This is a genomic window from Namhaeicola litoreus (assembly GCF_042679565.1).
Taxonomy (GTDB): domain Bacteria; phylum Bacteroidota; class Bacteroidia; order Flavobacteriales; family Flavobacteriaceae; genus Namhaeicola; species Namhaeicola litoreus.
In genome coordinates this window covers 1173305-1185981 of record NZ_JBHTMY010000003.1, presented here as the reverse complement: position 1 = coordinate 1185981, position 12677 = coordinate 1173305, and the positions used below count along the sequence as shown (strand labels likewise).

Here is a 12677-nt window from a genome sequence, read left to right as displayed (position 1 = left end):
TGTGATTTTGTCGGGTTAAAAATTTAACTTTGTTAAAAATACGAATAAAACCAATGAAATTAGTTTTTGCTTCTAACAACATGCACAAATTACAAGAAATAAGAAGTTTGATGCCCGCTGTTCAAATTTTAAGTCTCAAGGATATCGGCTGTGATGAAGACATTGAAGAGACAGAACTGACATTAGAAGGCAATGCAAAGTTAAAAGCAGATTATGTACAAACTAATTATGGTTATGATTGTTTTGCTGACGATACAGGATTGGAGGTGGAGTGGCTCAACGGTGCGCCTGGTGTCTTTTCTGCACGCTATGCAGGAAAAAAGGTCACGTATGAAGACAATGTGAAAAAATTATTAAAAGAAATGCAAGGCGCCAAGAATCGAAATGCTGCTTTTAGAACTGTGATTGCCCTTAATCTGGGTAAAGAACAATTTCTTTTTGAAGGTGTGTGCAAAGGAAAGATCATTGAAGAAAACAGAGGAAAACAAGGTTTTGGCTATGATCCCGTTTTTCAACCTACAGGTTTTGAACAGACTTTTGCAGAAATGAACCTTGATGACAAAGGAAAAATTTCGCATCGAGGTCTGGCCATTCAAAAATTAGTCCATTTTCTAAAAGAAAATCAATAAGGTCGTATTAAAATAATTTTGTTTGTCCGTCTTCTTCAAAGTCAGTATCCGAATCGCCTTCAGCATGTTTTTGCTTTTCGCTTTTTGCTTCAGATTGGTCATCTACAATTTCTTCATCAATTACCTCGACCTCATTTAACTGAGGTTCCTCATACGGAAGGGGTTCTAACAAAATAACATCTTTTATTTTTTCTGTAGTTAATTGGTTTCCAAGTGATTTTATACCTTTAATTGAAATAAATTCTTCAAAATTAACTTCAATTTTTTCTAGTGATTTTTTAGAAAAAATTACTTCCGCCACAGGTCTGTAATCCGTAGCTACGATTTGTAATTGAGTCTTTGGGTGATCAGAGATAAACACTTCTTCTTTATTGGGATGTTCGATCATAAACCGCTTTACATAATACCTTTCCTTTTCACCTTCGAAATAAATAACAGATATGGGCTTATTTGGATTCCATTTTTCAAGGATGATCATGTCATCATCAAAATGCGTAGTAAGTTCGGGTGTAATTGTTTTGGCAACACCAGATTGATTGATGATGAGCAATCTGTCCTCCGCTGTAAATTCGCCGAGTAAATCTCCTCGTTCATCCACATTCAATCTTTGCACTGTATTGTCAAACCAAATTTTTCTCGGTTTTAAGGTCGAAATTCCTTTTTCTTTCAATTCAATTTTTTTGACAGGAAATTTAGTAACGAGGTTACCCTTACTGCTTCTACCTTTGATAAGAATATCGGCAAAATCGATATCCCATTTTATCTTTTTTATCCTTTGCAAAGCCCTCAAAAGGATAGTTACCGTTTCTGCTTCGCCATTGGGATTTGCAGAAAAGTACAGGATTTGAGATTGATCGGTACCATTTGTGAGGTCATATTCTTTATCCCTTGTGATACCTGTTACAGAAAATCGTTTGACATAAGAAGGACCGTTTTTGCCATCTCGATAGATGAGATTATACACGGTGCGTTTATCGTTTTTCTTGAAAACAGCTGCGTGAATAATGTTTTTACCGACAAAGGTTTTTGCGTCGACTTTGGTTACCATCATTTTACCGTCTTGCCTGAAAACGATGATATCGTCTATATCAGAACAATCAGCTACGTATTCATCTTTTTTCAAGGAGAGTCCTACAAATCCTTCTTCTCGGTTCACGTATAATTTTTCGTTCCTTAAAACGACTTTTGTCGCCACAATGTCATCAAATACTCGAATTTCAGATTTCCTTTCTCTTCCTTTACCGTATTTGGTTTTTAGATTTTTAAAATAGTTGATGGCAAAATCGATCAAATTTTCCAAATGGTATTTCACTTGGGCAATTTGTTCTTCAAGGGATGCGATATGTTGGCCCGCCTTATCTAAATCAAATTTAGAAATACGCTTGATTCTTATTTCGGTTAGTCTGACAATATCCTCTTCGGTTACAGCTCTTTTTAAATGCTTTGTATGAGGCTTAAGGCCTGTATCAATGGCAGAAATTACCCCTTCCCAAGTTTCTTCTTCTTCGATATCCCGGTAAATTCTATTTTCAATAAAAATGCGTTCTAGCGATGAATAATGCCATTGTTCCTGCAGCTCACCCAGTTCAATTTCCAGTTCACTTTTTAATAAATGTAGGGTATGATCTGTGGAATATTTAAGGGCCTGTGAAACACCAATAAAAATAGGTTTATTGTTTTCGATCACACAACAGAGTGGTGAAATAGACATTTCACAGCTCGTAAAAGCATATAAAGCATCAATGGTTTTATCTGGAGATACGCCGCTTGGGAGGTGAACCAATATTTCTACAAATTCCGCTGTATTATCCTCAATCTTTTTGATCTTGATTTTTCCTTTTTCATTGGCTTTTAGGATAGATTCGATCAAACTAGAGGTTGTGGTGCCAAAGGGTACCTCTGTAATCGCTAAAGTATTTTTGTCGAACTGAGAAATTTTTGCCCGAACCCTTATTTTACCGCCTTTTTTCCCGTCGTTGTAATTGCTGACATCTATTATTCCACCTGTCAAAAAATCGGGATAGATCTTTACCGATTGACCTTTTAAGATTTTAATAGAAGCGTCGATAAGTTCGTTGAAGTTATGTGGAAGAATTTTTGTTGATAATCCCACCGCAATTCCTTCACCACCTTGTGCCAATAATAAAGGGAATTTTACCGGTAAATCAACCGGTTCTTTTTTTCTTCCATCATAGGAAGCTTGCCATTCTGTTGTTTTCGGATTAAAAACAACTTCCAAGGCAAATTTAGATAATCGAGCCTCGATATACCTGGGTGCTGCAGCGCCGTCTCCTGTAAGAATATTACCCCAGTTTCCCTGCATATCAATGAGCAACTCCTTTTGTCCGAGCTGAACAAGTGCATCACCGATACTTGCATCTCCGTGAGGATGATATTGCATGGTATGGCCTACAATGTTTGCTACCTTATTGTAACGGCCATCGTCAAGATCCTTCATAGAATGCATGATTCTGCGCTGAACCGGTTTAAAGCCGTCATCGATGGCGGGCACCGCTCTTTCCAGAATCACATACGAAGCATAATCTAAGAACCAATCTTGGTACATGCCCGTTACTTTCGTGAGGTCATCACTGCCAACAACTTCGTCGTTGTATGCCTTATCATCTAGATCTTCTTCTAAAGAACTGTCCTCTATTTGATCGTCAAAATTATCTTTCTCTTCCATATTTATCTACAGCAGTTCAATTAAATATTCGTAGTTAACAGATCGTTTTTAGCCATGATTTCCTTTTCTTTCTCTTCTTTTTCTACAAGATCTAACTCTACTTTTAAATTATTAATGATAAACTTTTGCCTCTGAGGTGTATTTTTCCCCATATAGAAACTCAACAATTTATCAATAGAAGTTTCCTTGTCGAGCATCACAGGATCGAGCCGAATATCGTCACCGATAAAATGACTGAATTCATTAGGAGAAATCTCACCCAAACCTTTAAAACGGGTAATCTCAGGCTTGCCCCTAAGTTTTTTTATCGCTTCTTGTTTTTCTGTTTCACTGTAACAATAAATTGTTTCTTTTTTATCTCTCACCCTAAACAACGGGGTATCCAAAATATGTAAATGCCCTTCTTTGATAATTTCTGGGAAGAACTGTAAGAAGAAAGTAATGAGTAATAACCTGATATGCATCCCATCTACGTCGGCATCTGTTGCTATAACAATGTTATTATATCTCAGATTTTCAATGCCATCTTCAATATTTAAAGCGGCTTGTAACAGGTTAAATTCTTCGTTTTCGTATACGATCTTTTTTGTTAATCCATAAGAGTTTAGCGGTTTTCCTTTTAAACTAAAAACAGCTTGTGTATTCACACTTCTCGATTTTGTGATCGATCCGCTCGCAGAGTCTCCCTCCGTAATGAAAAGGGTTGTTTCTAAACGATTTTCTGCTTTCATATCGTTGAGATGTATCCTGCAGTCACGAAGTTTTTTATTGTGCAGGCTGGCCTTTTTTGCTCTTTCACGGGCCAATTTTCTAATCCCTGATAATTCGCTGCGTTCTTTTTCTGCCTGAAGAATTTTTCTTTGAATTTTTTCTGCGACCTCAGGATTTCTATGTAAATAGTTGTCGAGATTTTGTTTTAAAAAATCAGTGACAAAGGCTCTAACCGAAGGAAGATCTCCACCCATTTCAGTAGATCCCAACTTGGTTTTGGTCTGACTTTCGAAGACGGGCTCCATCACTTTGATCGAAATAGCGGAGACAATAGATTTTCTTATATCGGAAGCTTCATAATTTTTATTAAAAAACTCTCTGATCGTTTTTACCAAAGCTTCCCTAAATGCATTTTGGTGCGTACCGCCTTGGGTGGTATGCTGTCCGTTTACAAAAGAATGGTATTCTTCGCTATACTGATTATTGCTGTAGGTAATAGCTACTTCAATATCTTCACCAATTAAATGAATAATCGGGATCAATTTTTCTTCTTCTTTGATGTTCTCGTCTAAAAGATCTTTTAAACCATTTTCAGATTCGAACTTTTCATCATTATAAATAATGGCTAAACCTCGATTCAGATAGACATAATTCTTCATCATTTTCGCCACGTATTCTTGTCGGTACTTATAATGTGGGAAAATTGAATTGTCAGGTACAAAAGAAATTTTAGTTCCCTTACGTGAGCTTGAAGCTTGTTCAGCTTCTTCATTGATGAGTTCACCTGCAGAAAATTCTGCTACTTTGGTTTTTCCATCGCGAATAGATTGCACGCGAAACTCGCTGGAAAGCGCGTTCACTGCTTTGGTACCAACTCCGTTTAATCCAACGGATTTTTTAAAGGCTTTGGAGTCATATTTACCTCCGGTATTCATTTTTGAGACAACATCAACCACTTTACCCAAGGGTATTCCGCGACCGAAATCGCGCACACTTACTCGGTTGTTTTTAATGTTCACTTCAATGGTTTTACCACTGCCCATTACAAATTCATCGATAGAATTATCAATGACTTCTTTGATCAATATGTAAATACCGTCGTCGGGTGATGAACCATCTCCCAGTTTTCCTATGTACATACCGGGCCTCATGCGGATATGTTCTTTCCAATCGAGAGAACGTATGTTTTCTTCGGTATATGATGTCTGATTTGCCATTAAAATATGGGATTTGCTGAGCGCTAAAGTAATAATAACCTATAAAAAATAAAAAGTAATCATTTTTTTTTATTAACAGTACTATCAAAAGGGAATTTCCTACTTTTACTTTAAAATCAATAGTAAAATGATCAAAAAGAACATTCCAAATATGATCACATTGGCCAATATGCTATGTGGTATTTTGTCTGTGTTAATGTGTTTAAATGATAAGCTGCTCGCTGCGTCTTTTTTTATTTTGTTAGGTATTTTCTTTGATTTTTTTGATGGTTATTTTGCCCGATTGTTAAAGGTAGGAGGAGATTTTGGAAAAGAATTGGATTCGTTGGCAGATGTGGTTACTTCGGGTATAGCACCTGGTTTTATCATGTTTCAGTTGATCATTTTTGCACAAAATGGTTCTTGGTTTGGCGAATTAAATGCTTCTTCAGAGAATTGGCAATCTTTCGCCGAGAACAGATATTACTTTTTACCTTATTTGGGATTTATTATTCCTTTGGCTTCAGCCATGCGGTTAGCTAAATTTAATATAGATGAGCGCCAGACAGATTCATTTATTGGTTTAGCTACACCGGCTCTTTCATTACTGGTCGCATCCATTCCGTTAATTTATCATTATTCTGAGCAGATGTATTTTGTTCGATTTTTTCAATCGCCCATAACTTTAGTCGTAATTACCTTAATTGGTGCCGTGCTTATGAATTCTGAATTGCCCATGTTTTCATTAAAATTCAAAAATTATGGTTGGAAGACCAATCAAACGAAATATATTTTTCTTGTTGTAAGTATCTTTCTGGTGGCGACCCTCCAATTTGTTGCTATACCCATCATCATAGCAATTTATATTCTATTTTCTGTCCTTGAGAATAGCACAAAAAAAACTCCGATCAAAAGACCGGAGTGATATAATTATTAAGTGTGTTATTATTTTGCCTTAAACTTGAAATGCTGTCCTCCAAGAGAAGCCTCAAACATTAATCCGCCAATTGCTTTTGTGTAAACAGCCACACCATCTTTGTAAGCAACATCAATAGATGCTCCTTTCTCTAAAGCCACAGCAGATGCCTGTCCGTCAAATTTTAATTTACCATTGGTAAAATGATCATAAGCCTCTTTGTTTTCAAAGAAAATAATTTCGCTGTATTGTTGACCGCCCGCTTGCAATCCTATAGAAGCCTGAGACATAGTAGCTTCTCCGGTAATTTTACCACCTTGATAAACAACTCCTTTTCCACCTGCACCGCCAACACCTAATCCGGCTTTGGTTATTTTAGGGAAAATGGCATAACCATAGGCTTTTTTGATGTTGTCTTTTAGATTGGGATAATCTTTTTCGATTTCTGAAATTGCAGCTTGTGCTTCTTTCGTTAATTCAGGTTTCCAGCCACCAACTTGAGCATTCATTGCCAAGGGTGCAATTAAACACATCATAAAGAAAAAGGTCCGCTTAAATTGTTGAGTTAATTGATTCATGATATATATTTTTAAAACATCATAAATATAAGTTTTTTAAAAGACTTACTAGAATTACATTTTGTAAATAATTTTAACATAAAACAATTTTTTTCTAAAATTTAAGTTAAATATGGACGATTCCTAATCGTTTTAGTAAATCCTCCCCCTGAGTATTAAAAACTATTAACGGCTTAAGGCCATATTAAAAAGGAATATGAAACTATTCAAATTAAACTGGGGGCTAATTTTAGCATGCATTTTATTTTATACACAGGGTTTCTCCCAAACAATAGTACCGTTTCAAAAGCGCTATGAGAATGTTGGGATAAACGGTGATCTCACCATGATAGGAAATGCTATATTAAACAATAGCCCAAATATGCCTTATAACGGTACTGGAATCAATAATGATTTCGACATGGTCTATGTGGATATAGATAATGACCCGAGTACCTTTAGCTCAAGTAGTGCAGATTTCAATTTGGCGAGTTGTGATAGAATTGTCTATGCAGGCTTGTATTGGGGTTCGGTATTAGCCCCTTCAAATTCTAATGCGAATCAGGTAAAATTTAAAACACCAGGTGGGAGTTATCAGAATATAACGGCTGATGTAAGTTTAGACGATGTGATCTATTACAAAGATGTAACCACCATCGTTAAGAATAGTTCAAACAAAAGTGGATCTTATTTTGTGGCCAATGTGGTGTCTACTTTAGGCAGGAACATGGCTGCCGGTTGGACTTTAGTGCTGGTAATTGAAGGTCCAAGCTATTCAAGAAAATTTATTTCAACTTTTGACGGGTTTAACCATGTCGACAGAAATAATAACTCAGAATCATTTTATTACACCGGATTTAAAACACCCCCTGCGCCATCGCCTGTTGAAGGAAGGGTGGGAGTTGCGGCCTTAGAGGGTGACCTTCGTTTAACCGGAGATAGAATGGCTTTTAGAGCGGATTCAAAACCGAGTTTTTCCTATTTGTACGATGCAGAAAACACCCAAGACAACTTTTTTAACAGCAAAATTACCATAGATGGCGCGCTAGTCACAAATAGAAATTTAAACAGTTCCAATTCTTTGAGCTGGGATCAAAAAATCATAGATCTGACAACTTTAAATGCTGGAAACAGTATATTGGGTAATGATGAAACGGGTGTTACAGTAAGGGTTGAAAGTAGCGGTGATGAAATCTGGACATTCCTAAACACCTTTGCTGTAGAAATTATTGAACCTGTTTTAAAAGTAGTTACCAGAGTAGAAGATACAAATGGAAATGAAATAACACACAGTTCGCCTGTACCTCTAGGAGCCACAGTTTGGTATGAAATCACCTTTGAAAATGTAGGCACAGACAATGCAACCAACACGTATATTTTAAATAATATTCCATCCAATGTTACTTTAGATCAGAATAGTCTTGTGCTTCCAGCTGGAGTGACATCCAATTACAATACGCAAACGAGACAATTGAGATTTGATGTAGATAAATCTTTAGTTCAGAAGAAAGGGTTGTCACAACCCCATCAAATAAGATATCAAGTAACAGCTTCGAACAATTGTTTTGACTATACAGACGCTTGTACGAACCTATTAGAAAATAGCATAGAGTCTTATTATGACGGCGAACAATCGGGTACGAATATCGCTGGTACACCTGGTTTTAATTCCATAAATGGTTGTGGGCTAGGAACTGCAGGTTCTATGGATCTATTTGTGGATACGAGTTCTTGTTCTTTTGATAGTGAATTGTATTTGTGTAATGACACACTTACTTTTTCCGGGGATGATGGTTACGACACTTATATCTGGACAAATGCACAAGGTCAGGTTATAGGCAACACTAAAGAAATAACAGTAAATGGTCCTGGTGTTTATACCGCAACCCAAAGGAGAACGGGTTGTACTGAAACCATCAGAAAAGTGACAGTATTAGGACTTGATGTAACCTTGACACCGGTAGATGCACTTTGTAAAGATAGTGCAGATGGTAAGGTTGTGGTTAAAATTAATGAAGCTTCTACGGCTTACAATTACGAATTATTTAGAAATGGTGCTGTGATAGATTCAAAAATAGGGATCAGTTCAGATACGCATACTTTTACAGGATTAGATATTGGTAATTATGAAGTCCGATCACAGAAAGCGGATGGTTGCTTTACCATTACTCCTTTTAGTATTGCAGAACCTACTTTGTTAGTGGCCTCTTCGGTAAAGATCAATAATGTGACTACCTGTAATGGTGATGTACTCAATGGAAAAATAAGAGCTGCGGGTACCGGTGGAACTCTGCCATACACTTTTAGTATTGATGGTGGTAACACCTACCAAACCGAAGATCTTTTCTCTGTTCCAACAGAAAAAACGTATGAAGTTTTTGTAAAAGATGCAAATGGTTGTATTGCCATTACGACAGTCGATGTAGGTTTTGATCCTGAAATTCTTTATGAAATTACGAGTGAGGATGTCGTTTGTCCGGGAGATAATGACGGGAAAATATCAATTAATCTGACAAATGATCAAGGTTATAAAGTGACTTATAGTATTGATGGAGGGGCAAATTATCAAACTTCACCAGAATTTAGAAACCTTGTTGCAGGAGAATATAATGTCATTATTAAAAAGGAAAAAGACCTTAATGTATGTGAGACCGTCAAAAGTTTTGCAATAAACACTTTAATAGATCTTAAACTCGAAGCCACTACGGATTTTTCATGCGATAGTGGAGGGAATTTGATTGTAGCTTCTGTAGACCCTATTTATGATGGTTTGGTAACTTTTACCCTAGATGGATCAATCAATCAAAGCACTGGCATATTCGAAAATGTTCCAAAAGGGAATCATATCGTTACTGTGAAGCACAATGAATACGGCTGTAACGGGATTCCGGCAGAGGTTTTTGTTGAGGAATATATCCCCTTAGATTTTACCATTGAAAATACATTTATCAACGAATATACTGTTATGGTAACAGGAGGTAAACCCGGCTATGAATATAGTTTTGATAGTCCAAATAATTTTAGCTCAGACAATGTCTTGCGAATCAGAAAGTCAAAGGAATATACTTTTTACGTTAGAGATGAAAAGGGTTGTGTTGAAGAGAAAACGGCATTTTTAGAGTTTTTAGATATAGAAATACCTGATTTCTTTACACCTGAAGGTGATGGTATCAACGATGAATGGTATCCTTATAACATTGAAATCTATCCAAATATTAGTGTGAAAATTTTTGATCGATACCAAAGACTGATAAAAAGTTATAAGGGCAATCAATATAGTTGGGATGGTAATTATGAAAATAAACCTTTGCCAAGTGGAGATTACTGGTATGTCATTAAGTTAAATGAAACATCAGATAATAGAGAGTACAAAGGTCATTTTACTTTAATTAGATAAGAATAGATAGATGAAAAAGTTATTTGTAATCATATTCGTGCTAAGCACTGTTAAAATGATTGGTCAGGAGTTTAAAATGGCACCCTATACACAATATTTGGTTGAGAATCCCTTTACCATTTCCCCTGCCTATGCCGGTTTTGATGAGGATATTCATCGACTGCGAGTGGCCGGTGTATTTCAATGGGTAGGATTAAAAGATGCACCGAATACACAAACGATAAGTTATGATACGAGAGTTTGGGAAAGATCTGGAGTTGGGGCAATATTGTACAATGACAGCAATGGTAATACCTCACAAATAGGGGGTCAGCTAAGTTTTGCTCACCATTTAACCATCAATGATGAAAATGATCAATATATTTCATTTGGTTTGAGCTATAAATTTGTTCAATTTAGAATTGATGTTTCAAATTTTGAAAATACAGGAAATGATCCGAATGTGGGTGCAAATATTTCCTCTATTAATTCAAATTTCGAGGCTGCTTTTTTATATCGTTTAGAAAAATTCTTTTTCAGTTTCAACGCTTCAAATATTTTAAACAAGAATGTGAAAGTTTTTGATGAATCTGAACCGAAAAAACTGAGAAATTATTATATTTATACGGGCTATACCTTTGAATTAGAGGATGGTGAGTATGAATTAGAACCGTCTTTGTACTTTAAATATTTTGAAAGTGATGGCAGATCAGCTACGGATTTGAATTTTAAAGCGAGGAAATATACAGACGATGGTTACCTGTGGGCCGGAGTAGGGGGCCGGTTTTTTACGGATCAAAGTTTTGAACCAGCTTACGTATCACCTATGCTAGGGTTAAAAAAGCAAAAATTTTATGTAGGTTACGGCTTTCAATACAATATAAATCAATCTGTTGAGTTAAATAATGCAGGGACACATTTGTTAACATTGGGAATAGATTTCGATCATTCCAGTAACACCAGATGGTAGAATTATAAAAAAAGGGGAATTATGAGAAATATTAAAATTATTTTATTCGTGCTGCTGGTAGTCATTTTGAGTATGTCTACTTATGGCCAAGAAAGTGAGTTTCAAAACAAAGTTGAATTGCAAAAAGTGCCAACTGAAATCACCAAAGAAGTGAGTCAATTTAAAGGCTATAAAGTTACCAAAGCGGCCTATAAATTGGAGAACAACAAAAAAGTGTATCGCTTAGAAATTGTAAAAGGACAATCAAAGCACACTTTGCTAGTAGATGAAAAAGGAAAAATAATCGGAAGAGAAGAAAGTTAGATCTTTAATTTTTTTCTTCTTTCTAAAAGTTTAAAATTTTCTCCCAAATACACTTTTCTAACCATTTCATCATCAGCCAGTTCTTGTGGAGTTCCTTCTTTGAGAATGCCTCCTTCGAACATCAGATACGTTTTGTCTGTAATGGCTAACGTAGCTTGAACATCGTGATCAGTTATAAGGATGCCTATGTTTCGGTCTTTTAAATGAGCGACAATATTTTGAATGTCCTCTACGGCAATGGGGTCGACTCCGGCAAAAGGTTCATCCAACAATATAAAATTTGGATCAGAAGCCAACGCTCTCGCAATTTCTGTTCGGCGCCTTTCTCCACCCGAGAGCAGATCTCCCCTGTTTTTTCTCACATGATTTAAACCGAATTCTTTGATCAAAGCCTCTAATTTTTCTTTTTGATCATTTTTGCTTTTACCACTAAATTGAAGAATAGACATAATATTATCTTCAACAGATAATTTTCTAAAAACAGAAGCTTCTTGCGCTAAATAACCAACTCCTTTTTGAGCTCTTTTGTACATGGAATATTCTGTAATATCTTCATCATTGATAAAAATCTTGCCCTCATTGGGTTGAATCATACCGACAATCATATAAAAAGAAGTGGTTTTTCCTGCGCCGTTAGGGCCTAAAAGCCCTATAATTTCGCCCTGTTTTACTTGTAGCGAAATCCCTTTTACTACCTTTCGGCTGCCGTACATTTTCATTATATTTTCAGCGCGTAAAATCATTTCTTTTTGTATTTATCGTTTAAACCTATTCCGGCTTCAATATATGAAACTACTTTCGATAATCGTCTCTCTTGTGTTTCGGTCTTTTTAGCAGTGCAAATATACTCAGTAAAATCTCTTTTATCGGTTAAACTGAATGCATTGAATTTTTCAAAGAGTTGAACATTTGCATCTAATTCCTTTTTCAGCAATTCAGGAATTAGCAATTCTTTAGATTTCTTTGGTGAAATAACAATTTGATTCTTGGTGTTTTCCATCGCTTCCAAAACAAAACTTCTTATGATAGTTTTATCAATGATGTCCTCCGGTTTATATTTAAGTTGACGCATGGCAATGGTTTTCTTCTGTCCTGCAATTAAATAATTCAAGGGGTTGCTTAGCATTGCCCCTTGAAAAAACCAGATTCCAAAATGATTTTTAAATGAGGCTAAACCTACTATATTCTTACCCAAATAAGTGTAAGTTGGTATACCCCATTTCAATGTTTCTGTAAGACCTAAATCAATAAAAACAGATCTTAGTTGCAGCAATTTATCTTTAAAATTTGCTTGATTAAAATATGCTTCAATTTTAATGACTTTATCTGACAT

Annotated in this window: 10 protein-coding genes; 5 read left to right on the top strand and 5 right to left on the bottom strand. The window is 35.9% G+C overall.

Annotated elements, in window-relative coordinates:
* The first annotated feature begins 53 nt into the window (after positions 1 to 53).
* Complete coding sequence (locus ACFQ39_RS12455; protein WP_377179403.1) at positions 54 to 629, top strand: non-canonical purine NTP diphosphatase; 576 nt, start codon at positions 54 to 56, stop codon at positions 627 to 629.
* A gap of 7 nt (positions 630 to 636) precedes the next feature.
* On the opposite strand, the gene ACFQ39_RS12450 is transcribed toward ACFQ39_RS12455, so the two are convergent.
* On the bottom strand, positions 637 to 3315 hold the full coding sequence (locus tag ACFQ39_RS12450; RefSeq protein ID WP_377179401.1) for a DNA gyrase/topoisomerase IV subunit A: 2679 nt from the start codon (positions 3313 to 3315) through the stop codon (positions 637 to 639).
* Positions 3316 to 3335: 20 nt separating this feature from the next.
* Entirely contained in the window at positions 3336 to 5243 is a 1908-nt protein-coding gene (locus ACFQ39_RS12445) for a DNA topoisomerase IV subunit B (RefSeq protein WP_377179399.1), read from the bottom strand.
* Positions 5244 to 5370: 127 nt separating this feature from the next.
* Here ACFQ39_RS12445 and ACFQ39_RS12440 point away from each other — a divergent pair, with 127 nt between their 5' ends.
* Entirely contained in the window at positions 5371 to 6147 is a 777-nt protein-coding gene (locus ACFQ39_RS12440; protein WP_377179397.1) for a CDP-alcohol phosphatidyltransferase family protein, read from the top strand.
* A gap of 20 nt (positions 6148 to 6167) precedes the next feature.
* On the opposite strand, the gene ACFQ39_RS12435 is transcribed toward ACFQ39_RS12440, so the two are convergent.
* Positions 6168 to 6716 (bottom strand): lipid-binding SYLF domain-containing protein, encoded by a 549-nt coding sequence (locus ACFQ39_RS12435; RefSeq protein WP_377179395.1) that lies wholly within the window; start codon positions 6714 to 6716, stop codon positions 6168 to 6170.
* Between the two features lie 196 nt (positions 6717 to 6912).
* Between ACFQ39_RS12435 and ACFQ39_RS12430 the strand changes: the two genes are divergently transcribed.
* From ACFQ39_RS12430 to ACFQ39_RS12420, 3 genes are read left to right on the top strand one after another with little or no spacing between them, the layout of a single operon-like run.
* Entirely contained in the window at positions 6913 to 10092 is a 3180-nt protein-coding gene (locus ACFQ39_RS12430) for a T9SS type B sorting domain-containing protein (RefSeq protein WP_377179393.1), read from the top strand.
* Positions 10093 to 10102: 10 nt separating this feature from the next.
* On the top strand, positions 10103 to 11041 hold the full coding sequence (locus ACFQ39_RS12425; protein WP_377179391.1) for a PorP/SprF family type IX secretion system membrane protein: 939 nt from the start codon (positions 10103 to 10105) through the stop codon (positions 11039 to 11041).
* A gap of 21 nt (positions 11042 to 11062) precedes the next feature.
* Positions 11063 to 11344: a hypothetical protein gene (locus ACFQ39_RS12420; RefSeq protein WP_377179389.1), complete on the top strand. Its 282-nt coding sequence runs from the start codon at positions 11063 to 11065 to the stop codon at positions 11342 to 11344.
* On the opposite strand, the gene lptB is transcribed toward ACFQ39_RS12420, so the two are convergent.
* Positions 11341 to 12087: an LPS export ABC transporter ATP-binding protein gene (gene lptB, locus ACFQ39_RS12415; RefSeq protein WP_377179387.1), complete on the bottom strand. Its 747-nt coding sequence runs from the start codon at positions 12085 to 12087 to the stop codon at positions 11341 to 11343. The two genes, ACFQ39_RS12420 and lptB, sit on opposite strands and share 4 nt — an antisense overlap.
* A complete protein-coding gene (locus ACFQ39_RS12410; protein WP_377179385.1) occupies positions 12084 to 12677 on the bottom strand; it encodes a YdeI/OmpD-associated family protein in 594 nt (197 codons plus the stop codon). The genes lptB and ACFQ39_RS12410 overlap by 4 nt, the downstream gene beginning before the upstream one ends.